Genomic DNA, 17,121 nt, shown 5'->3' with positions numbered 1-17,121 from the left:
CAGTGTAATGATAACCACCACACTGTTTCCGAGTTTCTTCTTATTTAATTTTACAACGATTGACGTACAACCTTTTTATAATAGCCTACCGATAGAATGGCAAAAATCGTATATAAGGCTATATAACAGCACATTGCAATCCACAAGGGGGTTGTTAACTCTGTCCCAAATAAAAACCATCCTGACTTAACAGCAAAGTAGCTATGCAATAACCCAATAACTAATGGAACACCGAAATTAAAGGCCTGTTTCATATAAATACCCTTCATGATATCTTTTTCAGCAAAACCAATCTTTCGCAGGATTGTATAGGAATCACGTTCTTCCTCTGCCTCAGACATTTGTTTAAAGTATAGAATACTACCTGTGGTCATTAAGAACGCAAGCCCTAAAAATGCTGTTGTAAAGATGGTAAGACCCAATGATTCAATATTGTCTTTACGTTTTCCTTCATAGGATGATTGTGTATATTGCTTTGTCTCCCCTTTATCATCTACAGCCGTAATAATACCTGCATTTGATTGAATATATAATTTTTCTGCTGTTGCAATATCTTCTTTCGATTTTAAAGTTATTGTTGTTTGATGATGCCAAGGATAAAGAGCTGCCTGTGTAGTTAAACTTTTAAACATATCATCTGTCACAACAAAGATAGGTCCACCACCCCCAGCCGTTACAATACCACTTATCACACTTTTATCGTGGATATCAACGACATGAAAAGTTTCTTCAAGTTCTCCTGCAGATACTACTAAATCATGATCTTTCTCTAACGGGAACATTTCAGCCATATAACCACCATAGTTTGTTAAGATAACCTCATTTCCTGATAGCTTAGCCTCTGGAACACTCTGCTGATAATCTGAAAGCGGAATGGTATAAATTGTGCCTTCCATTGTATATAAAGGGTTATCCTGCTGTTTTTTAGACATCAATTGACCTACAGCAGCAGTTACTCCCTGAAGACGGTAGTCAATTTTATCATAAGCAATATTATTTTCCTCTAACTTCTCTAAAAACTCCTCCCCTTGCTCTTCAAGCAATATGAAATCACCTGGTACTTGGCTATATGCAGATGCTTCCGAGGAGTAGTAGGCGATATAGGAAAGCGTCGTCACGCCTAGAGAAACGCCTGTTAACACAGTGATTAGCGTTAATGACTTTGCATTGCTCTTCATGCGATGCATGATGGGCGTTAATGCTAATACATCCTTTATGGATAAATGCCCTTTTTTCTTTAGACGAATAGTATTCATAATAAACGCTACAGAGAAACGAAAAACAAGGAATGTTCCACCAATTGTAGTAGCTAAAATAATAATCATATTAATAAATAAATTACCAGCAGATTCGATATCGAACAGCTTTGTCGATGCATAGTAGCCATAAGCAATCAGTATAAGACCCAAAAAGCCAATAACCATCTGGAACGCACTAAAGCGTCTTACACGCTCATCTGCTTGTTTTGCTGCACTAAATAATGATAACAATGACACATGATGAATCATCCAAGCCATCTGTATAAGAACGATGATCAATAAGATAGTAAATACAATCATCGACTGCAGTAAAGCTTGTGTACTAAAAGTCATGGTTACGAGAGCTTCTTTTTCAAGCACACGAAGCAAAATCATTGCAAACACACGAGAGCTAAAGAAGCCTGCCAACATACCTATAATAACGGCTCCAACAAATAAGAGAATGTTTTCAATCGCTAATAAACGCACGATTAGCCCCTTAGTCATGCCAATCAGTTGGTACAAACCTATTTCCTTACTACGACGCTTCATAAATAAATGGTTTGCATACAGAACGAAGAACAAAACGATAAAATAAAGAATATAAGTTGCTGCCTTAAATCCTGCCGTAGCTGTTCCACTCATTTGAACAGCAGCCCACACCTCCGTATTATTTTGCAAGGTGACGAACGAAAAGTATAAGGTAACACTAAAAATAAGTGCAAAGAAATATAGATAGTAGTGCTTCATATTTTTCTTCATACTTCGAAGTACTAACTTACTAAGACTCATACCCGTCACCGCCTAGCACACTTTGTGTATGCATGATTTCTTTGAAAAAGGCCTGCCTTGTTTTATCGCCCTTATAAAGTTCACTATAGATAAGGCCATCCTTTAGAAATAACACACGTGTACAGAAACTTGCGGCTACAGCATCGTGTGTAACCATCATAATTGTCGCTTCTTTTGTTTCATTTATATTTTGTAGATTTTGAAGCAGGGCTGTAGCTGATTTAGAATCTAGTGCCCCAGTGGGCTCGTCTGCAAATACCAATGACGGATTGGTAATAAGTGCACGTGCAGCAGAGGTACGCTGTTTTTGTCCACCTGATATTTCGTTGGGATATTTATTTAAAATTTCCGTGATTCCCAACAAAGAAGTGAGTTCCTTCACTCGACTTTCGGCAACAGCTTTTGGTAACTTACTGATGGCTAACGGTAGAAGAATATTTTCTTTTACTGTCAAGGTATCTAATAAATTATAGTCTTGAAATATAAATCCTAGCTGCTCTCTTCGGAAGTTTGCTAAAGCCTTTTCTTTCATACCACGTAAACTATGACCGTTTATCTCAATAACACCTTCTGTCGCAAAGTCAATTGAGCATAAGACATTTAAAAGCGTTGTTTTACCAGAGCCAGAAGGTCCCATAATACCTACAAATTCTCCTCTATTCACTTCTACATCAATACCCTTTAATACTTCCTGAGCCGTTGATTTTTTTCCATACACTTTCTTTATTTTACGTCCTATTAAAACTGTCACTTCATAACGCCCCTTTCTATAGTTCAAGTGTACCCTGTCAAACCTAAACATTCGTGCGTTTTACATGACAATATAAAAAGGTAGGTGACATTTTCGTCATCTACCTGTTAGTTTCGCATATTCATTTTGTAAGGGGAAACGTAGTGTAAATAGCGAGCCTTCCCCTACTTTAGATTGAACATTAATACGAATACCAATTTTATGGGCTACATTAGATGCTAAATAGAGACCCATACCTGTTGATTGAGAGGATTCCCTTCCCGCTGTTCCTGTATAAGATTTTTGAAAAATTCTAGGTAAATCGTCTAAAGGTATACCCCTACCTATATCTTTAATATGTAGTAATGTAGCACCTGTAGAATCATATTCTGTAAAGATTGTTATCTCAGAATTTACTGGGCTATACTTGATGGCATTCGAAAGAATTTGTCGAATAATAAAAGCTAACCACTTGCCATCTGTCATAACAATCTCTGTCAGTTCACCAATTTCAAAGCCAATGCCTTTTTCAAGACACCAAGCTTGCATCGCTCTGATTTCTTTATAAACAATGGACTTCAGTTCAATCTCATTTAAATAATTATCTTTTTCAATAGCGTATAATCTTGTTTGATGCAGTTGTTGATCAACCAAAAGATGTAGTCTTAGCCATTCATTCTCTAATTTTCGACGTAGCTGTAAATCCTCAATATGTTCAAACATTAAATTAATGGCAGTTAAAGGTGCTTTTACTTCATGGACCCAAGCTAATAGCTCATCAGAATGCTCCTGTATCAGCACTTTGGCTTGATTTAACTCTAAATTCTTTTCAAAGAAGGCATCCTCCATTTTTTGAAAGTATACTTCTTGAAAAGGAGATAAAGCTAAACTATTTCTATGTGCATCATCAAGGTGGCTATCCATATTTCCCAGGAAATCTTTTAATTTCCCAACTTCGATGACATAGCGACACCAAAAAAAGAGTGTAAAACTTACAAGTAAACTAACGTTTACATACCCAATAGAAATTCCATTTAAACCAACATCTAAAGAAAATAGTACATTTAGAATTATCAGAGTAAAAATAAAAAATCCTATCCAAGCAAAGCGTTCTCTAATAAATAATAATAGCAACTTCCCTCACATCCCTCAGCTTACTGCCATATAACCAAGTCCTTTTTTCGTTAGTATTACCTCATGTAAACCAATATCCTCTAGCTTTGCACGTAACCGATTAACGTTTACAGACAAAGTATTATCGTTTACGAAACGTTCGTCATCCCATAGTTTTCTCATTAGCTCGTCTCTTGAAACGATATGATTAGCCTGCTCCACTAATATTCTTAAAATAAAAAGTTCATTTTTTGTTAAAGAAGCAATGGCACCATTATACATAATTTCACTTCTCGCATAATCAATTATGGCATCGTTAAAACGTGTAACATCCATTTTTTCTTCAACGTAATCATAGGTTCTACGTAAAATAGCCTGTGCTTTTGCGAGTAAAACTTCCATATGAAAAGGCTTTTGAATAAAATCATCAGCCCCCATTTGCATAGCCATCACCATATCCATCGGGTGATCTCGGGAAGAAAGAAAAAGGATTGGCACTTTGGATAAATGACGAATTTCACGACACCAATGAAAGCCATCATAGGCAGGCAATTGAATATCAATTAGCACGAGATGGGGCTTCTCCTCTATAAAGTCATCCATCACCTTCTGAAAATTTTTAGGTCCAACCACGTTTAGTGACCACTGCTCAAAACGTTCTTGAATCATGCTAAAAATAGAAGGATCATCTTCAATCAGCAAAATTTTCATGTCCATACTTAGTTCCCCTTTCCCTTTAATTATTTACGCTAGAGGACATGCTTGTTGTTATGTACACATACACTAATTAAAACTCTAATTTTCCTTTATTTTAACACAAAAAACCAATCTGTAGGCGTCCCTACAGATTGGTTAGAAATTAGCGAAAGCTAAAATTATTTTTGGATAGAAGCAACTACGCCAGCGCCTACAGTACGGCCACCCTCACGGATAGAGAATTTAGTACCTTCTTCAAGAGCGATTGGAGCGATAAGTTCAACTGTCATTTCGATGTTATCACCAGGCATTACCATTTCAACGCCTTCTGGTAAGTTACAGATACCTGTTACGTCAGTTGTACGGAAGTAGAACTGAGGACGGTAGTTAGAGAAGAATGGAGTATGACGGCCACCCTCTTCTTTTGATAAAACGTAAACTTCAGCTTTGAAGTTAGTGTGTGGAGTAATTGAACCTGGTTTAGCTAATACTTGACCACGTTGGATTTCTTCACGAGCAACACCACGTAGTAAAGCACCGATGTTGTCACCAGCTTCAGCATAGTCTAATAATTTACGGAACATTTCTACACCAGTTACAGTAGTAGATTTAGCTTCTTCAGCGATACCGATGATTTCAACTACGTCACCAACTTTAACTTGACCACGTTCAACACGGCCAGTTGCAACTGTACCACGACCAGTAATAGAGAATACGTCCTCTACTGGCATCATGAATGGTTTGTCAGTTTGACGTTCTGGAGTTGGGATGTAAGAATCTACAGCGTCCATTAATTCAACGATTTTTTCTTCCCATTCTGGTTCACCTTCAAGAGCTTTAAGAGCAGAACCTTTGATTACAGGAATATCGTCACCTGGGAAGTCATATTCAGATAGTAGGTCACGGATTTCCATTTCTACTAATTCTAATAATTCTTCGTCGTCAACCATATCACATTTGTTCATGAATACTACTAAGTATGGAACACCTACTTGACGAGATAAAAGAATGTGTTCACGAGTTTGTGGCATTGGGCCGTCAGCAGCAGATACTACTAAGATACCGCCGTCCATTTGAGCAGCACCAGTGATCATGTTTTTAACATAGTCAGCGTGTCCTGGGCAGTCAACGTGTGCATAGTGACGAGTTTCAGTTTCGTATTCTACGTGAGAAGTATTGATTGTGATACCACGTTCTTTTTCTTCTGGAGCGTTATCGATATCAGCGTAAGATTTAGCTGTACCACCCATTTTTTTAGAAAGAACTGTAGCGATTGCAGCAGTTAAAGTAGTTTTACCATGGTCAACGTGTCCGATTGTACCAATGTTAGCATGCGTTTTAGAACGGTCAAATTTTTCTTTAGCCATTAGAGATTGCCTCCTCAAAATTGTATGTTTTAGATTTAAAATTTATAGAATGAATGCTGATAGAGAACGGGCCCATCCCCTATCCTGCAATCATAGCTTACAAATTAGTTATACTTTATGCAAGATGAAATTTCAATTATTCACCTTTATTTTTTTTGATGATATCTTCAGAGATTGATTTTGGTACTTCTTCATAATGATCGAATACCATTGAGAATACACCACGACCTTGCGTTGCAGAACGTAAAGTTGTTGCATATCCAAACATTTCTGATAGTGGAACCATCGCACGAACAACTTGAGCGTTACCGCGAGCTTCCATACCTTCTACGCGACCACGGCGAGAAGTGATGTTACCCATGATATCACCAAGATATTCTTCTGGAATTACAACTTCAACTTTCATCATAGGCTCTAAAAGAACTGGACTACATTTTGATGCAGCAGCTTTAAGTGCCATAGATGCAGCGATTTTAAATGCCATTTCGTTTGAGTCAACATCATGGTAAGAACCATCGAATAATTTCGCTTTGATGTCGATTAATGGGTAACCAGCGATTACACCGCGGTCAAGCGAGTCACGAAGACCTGCTTCTACAGCTGGAATATATTCACGTGGTACTACACCACCAACGATAGCATTTTCGAATTCAAAGCCTTTACCCTCTTCATTTGGAGAGAACTCGATCCATACGTCACCGTATTGACCACGACCACCAGATTGACGAGTGAATTTACCTTGAACTTGAGCAGAGCCACGGAATGTTTCACGGTAAGATACCATTGGAGCACCTACGTTAGCTTCTACTTTAAATTCACGGCGCATACGATCAACTAAGATATCAAGGTGAAGCTCACCCATACCTGAGATAATTGTTTGACCAGTTTCTTGGTCTGTATGTGCACGGAATGTTGGATCTTCTTCTTGTAGTTTTTGTAAAGCTTGACCCATTTTATCTTGGTCAGCTTTTGATTTTGGTTCTACAGAAAGAGAGATAACTGGTTCTGGGAACTCCATAGACTCAAGGATAACAAGGTTTTTCTCTTCACAAAGAGTGTCACCAGTTGTTGTATCTTTAAGACCTACAGCAGCTGCGATATCACCAGCAAATACTTTTGAAATCTCTTCACGGCTGTTAGCGTGCATTTGTAGGATACGACCTACACGTTCACGTTTGCCTTTTGAAGAGTTTTGTACGTATGAACCTGATTCAAGAACACCAGAGTACACACGGAAGAACGTTAATTTACCTACGAATGGGTCAGTCATAACTTTAAATGCTAAAGCTGCGAATGGCGCTTCGTCTGATGATGGACGTTCAGTTTCATCACCATCTGGAGTTGTACCTTTAATAGCAGGTACATCAACTGGTGATGGTAAGTAGTCGATAACTGCGTCAAGCATTTTACGAACACCTTTGTGTTTGAATGCTGTACCACAGATTACTGGATAGAATTCTACAGCGATTGTCGCTTTACGGATAGCCGTTTTAAGCTCTTCTTTTGTAATTTCTTCACCAGCAAAGTATTTTTCCATGATTTCTTCGTTAACTTCAGCGATTGCTTCGATTAACTTCTCACGGTATTCTTCAGCTTGCGCTTGGAATTCTTCAGGAATTGGTTGACCTTCACGTAATGCTGTACCTTCTTCGTTATCGTAGTAAGTTACATCCATTTCAACTAGGTCAATAATTGCTTTGAACTCATCTTCCGCACCAATTGGTAATTGGATTGGATGAGCATTTGCTTGTAAACGCTCGTGTAAAGTACCTACAGAATATAGGAAATCTGCACCCATTTTATCCATTTTGTTAATGAATACGATACGTGGTACACCGTAAGTTGTAGCTTGACGCCATACAGTTTCTGTTTGAGGTTCAACACCAGATTGAGCATCAAGTACAGTTACTGCGCCGTCAAGTACACGTAAAGAACGTTCTACTTCTACAGTGAAGTCTACGTGTCCAGGAGTATCGATGATGTTTACGCGGTTGCCTTTCCATTGAGCTGTTGTCGCAGCAGAAGTGATTGTGATACCACGTTCTTGCTCTTGCTCCATCCAGTCCATTTGAGAAGCGCCTTCATGAGTTTCACCGATTTTGTGAATCTTACCTGTGTAATAAAGGATACGCTCAGTTGTTGTTGTTTTACCAGCATCAATGTGAGCCATGATCCCAATATTACGAGTATTCTCTAGTGAGAATTCGCGTTTCATTAGGTATTTCTCCTTCCATATTGGGCTTATGCTATGTTTAGATTACCAACGGTAGTGAGCGAATGCTTTGTTCGCTTCTGCCATTTTGTGCATATCTTCACGTTTCTTAACTGATGCACCAGTGTTGTTAGAAGCATCAAGGATTTCGTTAGCTAAACGCTCTTCCATAGTTTTTTCACCACGAAGACGAGAATAGTTAACTAGGTAACGAAGACCTAAAGTTGTACGACGTTCTGGGCGTACTTCAACTGGTACTTGGTAGTTAGAACCACCAACACGGCGAGCACGTACTTCAAGAACTGGCATTACGTTATTTAGAGCAGCTTCGAATACTTCGATTGGATCTTGACCAGAACGTTCTTTAACTAGTTCGAACGCACCGTATAAAATCTTTTGAGAAGTACCTCTTTTACCATCAATCATCATTTTATTGATTAAACGAGTTACTAGTTTTGAATTATAAATTGGATCTGGTAACACGTCACGTTTGGAAACAGGACCTTTACGAGGCATGTGTTTTCCTCCTTTCATTGAGTAAATATATTGTGGGATTTAAATTATTTTTTTTCTTTAGGGCGTTTTGTACCGTATAAAGAACGTGATTGCATACGACCGTTTACACCAGCAGTATCAAGAGCACCACGAACGATATGGTAACGAACACCCGGTAAGTCTTTTACACGACCGCCACGGATAAGAACAACACTGTGCTCTTGTAAGTTGTGGCCTTCACCAGGAATGTACGCTGTAACCTCGATTTGGTTAGTTAAACGTACACGAGCGTATTTACGTAACGCTGAGTTTGGTTTTTTAGGCGTCATTGTACCTACACGAGTACAAACACCACGTTTTTGTGGAGATTTAACATCAGTTAAAGATTTTTTAAATGAGTTATATCCTTTGTTTAACGCTGGTGAATTTGATTTCGTGATTTTAGATTTACGAGGCTTACGTACCAATTGGTTAATTGTAGGCATCGATTTTTCCTCCCTTCATTCCTTCTTTTTTTAATACCACACATCCAGGTGGTTCATTTTTTGGGTAAAAACAAAGTCTTTGTGCATTTTACACAAAAACTACTCTACAGTAATCGCAACTACCGCAGCTCCAACATGGATTCCACAGGCTTTGCCCAGTTCCTTTTTGGACTCAACAAGAATAACTGGTATACCGATTTCTCTCGCGAAAGATATGGCCGAATCGGTTACCCAATTGTCTGCATCAAGTGCCACAAAAAGTTCTTTCACTGAACCAGCTCGCATTGCTTTTACTGCTTGCTTTGTACCTATGATTGTTTGACTAGCCCTTACTTTATCATAAGACATTTACATATCCTCCGAAGTACAGACAGTTAACTATCAACCTTCAATATATTATCATTACTCATTTACACTGTCAACTAATATCTTGAAAAAGTCCGAAGAGATGATGAAAATATGCATCTCTTCGGCCTAATTTAATGTTTATTCAGCAGAAACGACTTCTGTGTCAAGCTCATCTTTTTCGATGCGGATTTGACGATAACGTTGCATACCAGTACCTGCAGGAACAAGTTTACCAATAATTACGTTCTCTTTTAATCCAAGAAGCTCGTCACGTTTACCCTTAATTGCTGCATCTGTTAACACGCGTGTTGTTTCTTGGAACGATGCTGCAGATAAGAATGATTCTGTTTCAAGAGAAGCTTTTGTAATACCAAGGATAACAGGACGACAAGTTGCAGGGTTTTTGCCATTCATCACAGCGTCTACGTTTGCCTCTGTGAATTGGTGGATGTCTAATAATGAGCCAGGTAGTAATTCTGTATCTCCAGCTTCAATTACACGCACTTTACGAAGCATTTGGCGAACCATTACCTCAATGTGTTTATCCCCAATTTCTACACCTTGCATACGGTATACTTTTTGAACTTCTTTTAATAAATATTCTTGAACAGTTGAAACGTCTTTGACTTTTAGCAATTGTTTTGGATCGATAGAACCTTCTGTTAAAACTTGACCACGTTCTACATTATCACCTTCGATAACTTTCAAACGAGCGTTATAAGGTGCTTGATACTTACGAGTTTCTACGTCACCTTGAATTGTAATTTCTTTTAAGCCTTCACGAATTTCTGTGATATCTGAAACCGTACCAGCAATTTCTGAAATAACAGATTGACCTTTTGGATTACGTGCTTCAAAGATCTCTTGGATACGTGGAAGACCTTGTGTAATATCATCACCGGCAACCCCACCTGTATGGAATGTACGCATTGTTAACTGTGTACCTGGTTCACCGATTGATTGAGCCGCAATAATACCAACTGCTTCCCCAACTTCAACCTTCTCACCTGTCGCCAAGTTCATGCCGTAACATTTTTTACAAACGCCGTGTTTTGTATTACATGTAAATGCTGAACGGATTGTCACTTCTTCAATACCAGCCTCGATAATTGCACGAGCGATATCTTGGTCGATTAAACCGTCTTTTGCAAGAATTACTTCACCAGTTTCAGGGTGGAAGATAGTTTTCTTCGTATGACGACCAACAATACGTTCATCTAGAGCTTCAATTAACTCTGTGCCTTCCATTAATGCACCAATCGTTAAGCCACGGTCAGTACCACAGTCATCTTCACGAACGATAACATCTTGTGCAACGTCAACAAGACGACGCGTTAAGTAACCTGAATCGGCAGTTTTTAGGGCTGTATCGGCAAGACCTTTACGAGCACCGTGAGTTGAGATGAAGTACTCTAATACTGTTAAACCTTCACGGAATGAAGATTTGATTGGAAGTTCGATAATACGACCAGCCGGGTTGGCCATCAGACCACGCATACCAGCTAGCTGAGTAAAGTTAGATGCATTACCACGGGCACCTGAATCAGACATCATGAAAATTGGGTTTGTTTTCTCAAGTGACTTCATCAGCTTCGCTTGAATTTCATCTTTTGCAGCACTCCAGCTTGAAATAACGCGATCATAACGCTCATCCTCAGTAATGAAACCACGACGGAATTGCGCTTGAACTTTATCTACTTTCTCTTGAGCTTCTGCTAAAATTTCACCTTTATCAGGTAATACCACGATATCAGATACACCTACAGTAATACCTGCACGTGTTGAATATTTGAAACCTAGGTTTTTCATACGGTCAAGCATTTTAGATGTTTCCGTAATGTGGAAACGTTTAAATACTTCAGCAATGATATTTCCTAAGAATTTCTTACGGAATGGGTTTACAACAGGTACTGATGCAAAGTATTTACGCAATACAGCTGTACGTTGTGCATCAATTTTCCCTTTTTCATCTAAATTATTATAAGCACTATCTGATTCAAGCTCTTTAAGTGTTTCTTCATCAATTGTTAACTTAGCAAAGTATTTTTCTGGTGTTACTTGCTCTAAGTTGAAATCAGTTGGCTCATTAATATAAGGGAATGATTCTGGCAAGATTTCATTAAAGATTACTTTACCGACAGTTGTTAATAAGAACATATTATTTTGTTCTTCAGTGAATGTCGGATTATTTAATGAACTTGCTTTAATTGCGATACGTGTATGCAAGTGTACATGACCTGTATCATAGGCAATTAAAACTTCATTTGGACCATAGAAAACAGTACCTTCACCGCGTGCGCCTTCACGTTCAAGTGTTAAGTAGTAGTTTCCTAATACCATATCTTGAGAAGGTGTTACAACAGGTTTACCGTCTTTTGGATTCAAGATGTTTTGTGCAGCAAGCATTAGAAGACGAGCTTCAGCTTGAGCTTCAGCTGATAATGGTACGTGAACCGCCATTTGGTCACCATCAAAGTCAGCATTATAGGCTGTACATACTAATGGGTGAAGACGAATAGCACGACCTTCAACTAGTGTTGGTTCAAATGCTTGAATTCCAAGACGGTGAAGCGTTGGTGCACGGTTTAATAATACTGGATGCTCACGGATAACATCTTCTAAAACGTCCCATACGTCGTTATTTAAACGCTCGATTTTACGTTTAGCAGATTTAATGTTATGAGCAAGACCACGCTCTACTAATTCTTTCATAACGAATGGCTTGAATAATTCGATAGCCATTTCTTTTGGTAAGCCACATTGGTACATTTTTAAGTTTGGACCTACTACGATAACCGAACGACCAGAGTAGTCAACACGTTTACCAAGTAGATTTTGACGGAAACGACCTTGTTTACCTTTCAACATATGTGAAAGGGATTTTAATGGACGGTTACCAGGACCTGTTACAGGACGTCCACGACGACCATTATCAATTAATGCATCAACAGCTTCTTGTAACATACGTTTTTCATTTTGTACGATGATGCTTGGAGCACCTAAATCTAATAAACGTTTTAAACGGTTATTACGATTAATTACACGACGGTATAAATCGTTTAAATCTGAAGTCGCGAAACGACCACCATCTAATTGCACCATTGGACGAAGCTCTGGTGGAATAACAGGTAGTACATCTAGAATCATCCATTCAGGTGAGTTTCCTGAGTTACGGAAAGATTCAACAACTTCTAGACGTTTAATGGCACGAGTACGTCTTTGACCTTGAGCAGATTTTAACTCCTCTTTTAAAGATTGTGTTTCATCTTCTAGGTCGATTTTACCTAATAATTTTTTGATTGCTTCTGCACCCATTGATGCTTCGAATGTATTACCGAATTTTTCACGGTATGCACGATACTCTTTTTCAGAAAGTAATTGTTTACTTTCTAAATTAGTAGCACCTGCATCGATCACAACGTATGAAGCGAAATAGATAACTTCTTCAAGAGCACGAGGTGACATATCTAAAATTAGACCCATACGGCTAGGAATACCTTTGAAGTACCAGATATGAGAAACTGGTGCTGCTAATTCGATATGTCCCATACGTTCACGACGAACTTTAGCACGTGTTACTTCAACGCCACAGCGATCACAAACTACGCCTTTATAGCGTACACGTTTATATTTCCCACAGTGACACTCCCAGTCCTTAGTTGGACCAAAAATACGCTCACAGAATAAACCATCTTTTTCTGGTTTTAGTGTACGGTAGTTAATTGTTTCAGGTTTTTTAACCTCTCCATATGACCAAGAACGAATCTTGTCAGGTGATGCTAAACCAATTTTCATATATTCAAATTCATTAACGTCTATCAAGGAGCCTACCTCCCTCTAGTATAGGTCTTTATAAAGACTCTTTTACGCAGCTCGATAATCGTTTGCAAAGATTGCCTCTTTGGCAAAGGATTAGAAATAGAATGATTTATTAAAAGAAAAAGCCAGGCAGGGCGTTAAATCCTGCCCGGCTAATTTGAAAAATAAGTTTGACCAGATTCACATTTGTGAATTTGGTTTTCCATTATTCAAAAGACTCTACTGGCTCTTCTTCTGTATCTGGCTGTGGTGCAATGTTAAGTGCATCAGCTGGCTGAAGATCGTCTTCTTCGTCTAAATCGCGAAGCTCTACTTCTTCATCATTAACTGTTAACATCTTAACATCCATACCAAGAGATTGAAGTTCTTTAATCAATACTTTGAATGACTCAGGAACACCTGGCTCTGGTACACTTTCACCTTTAACGATGGCTTCATATGTTTTCACACGACCAACAACGTCATCAGATTTAACCGTTAAGATTTCTTGAAGTGTATACGCAGCACCATAAGCTTCAAGTGCCCATACCTCCATCTCACCAAAACGTTGTCCACCAAATTGCGCTTTACCACCAAGTGGTTGTTGCGTAACAAGTGAGTAAGGACCAGTTGAACGTGCATGAAGTTTATCATCAACCATGTGAGCTAGTTTGATCATATACATGATACCTACTGATACACGGTTATCGAATGGTTCACCAGAACGTCCATCATACAGGATTGTTTTACCGTCACGGTTCATGCCAGCCTCTTCCATTGTTTCCCAAACGTCTTCTTCATTAGCACCATCAAATACTGGTGTTGCCATGTGAACGCCTAGGTAACGAGAAGCCATACCTAAGTGTAACTCTAAAACTTGTCCGATATTCATACGGGAAGGTACACCAAGTGGATTTAACATGATATCAACAGGCGTGCCATCTGGCATGAATGGCATATCTTCTTCTGGTAAGATACGAGAGATAACCCCTTTGTTACCATGACGTCCGGCCATTTTGTCCCCAACACGAATTTTACGTTTTTGAACAATGTAAGCACGAACTAATTGGTTAACACCTGGTGGTAATTCATCGCCATCTTCACGGTTAAATACTTTAACATCAAGAATGATACCGCCAGCACCGTGTGGTACACGTAATGAAGTATCACGAACCTCACGAGCCTTTTCACCGAAGATTGCATGTAATAAACGCTCTTCAGCCGTTAATTCTGTAACCCCTTTAGGCGTTACTTTCCCTACAAGAATATCACCGTCACGTACTTCCGCACCGATACGGATAATACCACGTTCGTCTAGGTTACGAAGTGCATCTTCTCCGACGTTTGGAATATCACGAGTGATTTCTTCTGGTCCAAGCTTTGTATCACGAGATTCTGATTCATATTCTTCAATATGAACAGATGTATAGACATCGTCTTTTACAAGGCGCTCACTCATAATAACAGCATCCTCATAGTTAAAGCCGTTCCAAGTCATGAAGGCAACCAGTACGTTACGTCCAAGAGCTAGTTCGCCTTTTTCCATTGATGGACCATCTGCTAAAATGTCACGAGGTTTCACACGTTCGCCTACTTTTACAAGTGGGCGTTGGTTATATGAAGTACCTTGGTTAGAACGAATGAACTTCTGTAATTTATATTTTGTTAAATCGCCTTTAACCTCTTTGCCGTCTACAACTTCAATGCGGCGTACATGGATAGAGCGAGCTTCAACATGCTCAACAATACCATCATACTTCGCTACTACAGCTGCACCTGAATCACGCGCATCAACATGTTCCATACCAGTACCAACGAATGGTGCTTCTGGGTTAAGTAGTGGAACTGCTTGACGTTGCATGTTGGCACCCATAAGTGCACGGTTCGAGTCATCGTTTTCTAAGAACGGTATACATGCAGTCGCTGCAGAAACAACTTGTTTAGGAGATACATCCATGTAGTCCATTTGTGCTTTATTGAATACCGTGTTATCACCACGGAAACGACCTACTACTTCATCATTTGCAAAAGTACCATCTGGATTTAACGGTGAATTTGCTTGTGCTACATAGTAGTTATCTTCTTCATCAGCTGTTAAATAATCAATTTGCTCCGTTACTCGACCTGTTTCGTGGTCAATACGACGATAAGGTGTCTCAATGAAGCCAAATTTATTTACTTTGGCAAATGAAGATAATGAGTTAATTAACCCAATGTTTGGACCCTCTGGTGTCTCGATTGGACACATACGACCATAGTGAGAGTAGTGAACGTCACGTACTTCGAAGCCAGCGCGCTCACGCGTTAAACCACCAGGACCTAATGCAGATAGACGACGTTTATGCGTTAACTCTGCTAATGGATTTGTTTGGTCCATGAATTGTGATAATTGAGAGCTTCCGAAGAACTCTTTAATGGACGCAATCACTGGACGAATATTGATTAATTGTTGTGGTACGATCGCAGCTGTGTCATTAATTGACATACGCTCGCGTACTACACGTTCCATACGAGACAAACCGATACGGAATTGGTTTTGTAGTAACTCACCAACAGAACGTAGGCGACGGTTACCTAAATGGTCAATATCATCTGTTGCACCTACTTGATAAAGTAAGTTAAAGAAATAGCTTACTGAAGATAAAACATCAGCAGGTGTAATATTCTTCACTTCTTCATCAATGTACGCATTACCAATAATATTGATTTCTTTTTGCGCTTCATCCTTTGGAGCATAAATCTTAATAGATTGGATGGTTACATCATCTTCAAGTACTCCACCGACTTGTGATAAAGTGCGGTAACCAATACCTTTTGATGAATCTTCTAGGTAAGGTAGAATTTTATCTAAAGTACGACGATCTAGTACTGTACCTTTTTCTACTAAAATTTCGCCTGTTTCTGGATCTACAAGCGTTTCAGCAATCGTTTGGTTGAATAAACGATTTTTAATGTGAAGCTTTTTATTCATTTTGTAGCGACCAACATTCGCTAAATCATAGCGTTTAGCGTCGAAGAAACGAGAGTATAATAAACTCTTCGCACTTTCTACTGTTGGTGGCTCACCTGGACGTAAACGTTCGTAGATTTCTAAAAGCGCTTTTTCTGTACTTTCAGAGTTATCTTTTTCTAACGTATTACGTAGATACTCGTTATCACCGATAATATCGATAATTTCTTGATCTGAACCAAAACCTAATGCGCGTAGTAACACTGTTACTGGTAGCTTACGAGTACGATCAATTCGCACATAAACTACGTCTTTCGCATCAGTTTCATACTCTAACCAAGCACCACGGTTTGGAATAACTGTAGCTCCAAAGCCCTTTTTACCGTTTTTATCAGTTTTATCATGGAAATACACACTTGGTGAACGAACTAATTGTGAAACGATAACACGTTCAGCACCGTTGATAATGAACGTACCTGTTTCTGTCATTAACGGGAAATCACCCATGAAGACATCTTGTTCTTTCACTTCGTCTGTTTCTTTGTTGTAAAGACGTACTTTCACACGTAATGGAGCTGCGTAAGTAACATCTCGCTCTTTACACTCATCAACATCATATTTAGGCTCACCTAATGAATAATCGATGAATTCTAATGAAAGATTACCTGTAAAGTCCTCGATCGGCGAAATGTCACGGAACATTTCACGTAAACCTTCTTCAAGGAACCACTCGTAAGACGCCGTTTGAATCTCAATCAGATTTGGAAGCTCAAGCACCTCTTTAATACGCGCAAAGCTTCTACGCTGGCGGTGTTGTCCGTACTGAACTAGTTGACCTGTCAACTCATTCACCCCTCAATAAAGCGATATTAGGTCTTTGCAAAATCATACAAATAG

Annotated in this window: 11 protein-coding genes; all 11 read right to left on the bottom strand. The window is 39.0% G+C overall.

The window, feature by feature from the left end:
* Positions 1 to 50: 50 nt before the first annotated feature.
* Complete coding sequence (locus EW028_RS17800; RefSeq protein ID WP_131521818.1) at positions 51 to 2,030, bottom strand: FtsX-like permease family protein; 1,980 nt, start codon at positions 2,028 to 2,030, stop codon at positions 51 to 53.
* The gene (locus tag EW028_RS17795; protein WP_048395566.1) at positions 2,020 to 2,781 is read right to left on the bottom strand and encodes an ABC transporter ATP-binding protein; all 762 of its coding nucleotides are present in this window, start codon (positions 2,779 to 2,781) and stop codon (positions 2,020 to 2,022) included. The genes EW028_RS17800 and EW028_RS17795 overlap by 11 nt, the downstream gene beginning before the upstream one ends.
* Positions 2,782 to 2,877: 96 nt before the next feature.
* A complete protein-coding gene (locus EW028_RS17790) occupies positions 2,878 to 3,894 on the bottom strand; it encodes a sensor histidine kinase (RefSeq protein ID WP_131521817.1) in 1,017 nt (338 codons plus the stop codon).
* A 15-nt stretch (positions 3,895 to 3,909) separates the two neighbouring features.
* Positions 3,910 to 4,590, bottom strand: a complete 681-nt coding sequence (locus tag EW028_RS17785; RefSeq protein ID WP_082148187.1) for a response regulator transcription factor — start codon at positions 4,588 to 4,590, stop codon at positions 3,910 to 3,912.
* Positions 4,591 to 4,748: 158 nt separating this feature from the next.
* Positions 4,749 to 5,936 (bottom strand): elongation factor Tu, encoded by a 1,188-nt coding sequence (gene tuf, locus EW028_RS17780; RefSeq protein WP_004233614.1) that lies wholly within the window; start codon positions 5,934 to 5,936, stop codon positions 4,749 to 4,751.
* A 136-nt stretch (positions 5,937 to 6,072) separates the two neighbouring features.
* Positions 6,073 to 8,151: an elongation factor G gene (gene fusA, locus EW028_RS17775; RefSeq protein WP_131521816.1), complete on the bottom strand. Its 2,079-nt coding sequence runs from the start codon at positions 8,149 to 8,151 to the stop codon at positions 6,073 to 6,075.
* Positions 8,152 to 8,193: 42 nt separating this feature from the next.
* Positions 8,194 to 8,664, bottom strand: a complete 471-nt coding sequence (gene rpsG / locus EW028_RS17770; protein WP_004233610.1) for a 30S ribosomal protein S7 — start codon at positions 8,662 to 8,664, stop codon at positions 8,194 to 8,196.
* A 44-nt stretch (positions 8,665 to 8,708) separates the two neighbouring features.
* Positions 8,709 to 9,128 carry a 30S ribosomal protein S12 gene (gene rpsL / locus EW028_RS17765; protein ID WP_004233609.1) on the bottom strand — a complete coding sequence of 140 codons (420 nt, stop codon included), beginning with the start codon at positions 9,126 to 9,128 and terminating at the stop codon, positions 8,709 to 8,711.
* 99 nt (positions 9,129 to 9,227) lie between these two features.
* Complete coding sequence (locus EW028_RS17760) at positions 9,228 to 9,476, bottom strand: ribosomal L7Ae/L30e/S12e/Gadd45 family protein (RefSeq protein WP_004233607.1); 249 nt, start codon at positions 9,474 to 9,476, stop codon at positions 9,228 to 9,230.
* A gap of 138 nt (positions 9,477 to 9,614) precedes the next feature.
* Complete coding sequence (gene rpoC, locus EW028_RS17755; protein WP_131521815.1) at positions 9,615 to 13,298, bottom strand: DNA-directed RNA polymerase subunit beta'; 3,684 nt, start codon at positions 13,296 to 13,298, stop codon at positions 9,615 to 9,617.
* A 202-nt stretch (positions 13,299 to 13,500) separates the two neighbouring features.
* Positions 13,501 to 17,076, bottom strand: a complete 3,576-nt coding sequence (gene rpoB, locus EW028_RS17750) for a DNA-directed RNA polymerase subunit beta (RefSeq protein WP_176408505.1) — start codon at positions 17,074 to 17,076, stop codon at positions 13,501 to 13,503.
* Between the last annotated feature and the right edge of the window lie 45 nt (positions 17,077 to 17,121).

It is taken from the genome of Lysinibacillus sp. OL1 (assembly GCF_004332175.1).
GTDB classification, from domain to species: domain Bacteria; phylum Bacillota; class Bacilli; order Bacillales_A; family Planococcaceae; genus Lysinibacillus; species Lysinibacillus capsici.
Note: the sequence above shows the minus strand (reverse complement) of the source record. Positions and strands in the feature narration are given on the sequence as shown.

Bases quoted from the DNA above. Each gene is read 5' to 3' on its own strand.
- EW028_RS17800 (WP_131521818.1), bottom strand. From the start codon at position 2,030: ATGAGTCTTAGTAAGTTAGTACTTCGAAGTATGAAGAAAAATATGAAG.
- EW028_RS17785 (WP_082148187.1), bottom strand. From the start codon at position 4,590: ATGGACATGAAAATTTTGCTGATTGAAGATGATCCTTCTATTTTTAGC.
- tuf (WP_004233614.1), bottom strand. From the start codon at position 5,936: ATGGCTAAAGAAAAATTTGACCGTTCTAAAACGCATGCTAACATTGGT.
- fusA (WP_131521816.1), bottom strand. From the start codon at position 8,151: ATGAAACGCGAATTCTCACTAGAGAATACTCGTAATATTGGGATCATG.
- rpsG (WP_004233610.1), bottom strand. From the start codon at position 8,664: ATGCCTCGTAAAGGTCCTGTTTCCAAACGTGACGTGTTACCAGATCCA.
- rpsL (WP_004233609.1), bottom strand. From the start codon at position 9,128: ATGCCTACAATTAACCAATTGGTACGTAAGCCTCGTAAATCTAAAATC.
- EW028_RS17760 (WP_004233607.1), bottom strand. From the start codon at position 9,476: ATGTCTTATGATAAAGTAAGGGCTAGTCAAACAATCATAGGTACAAAG.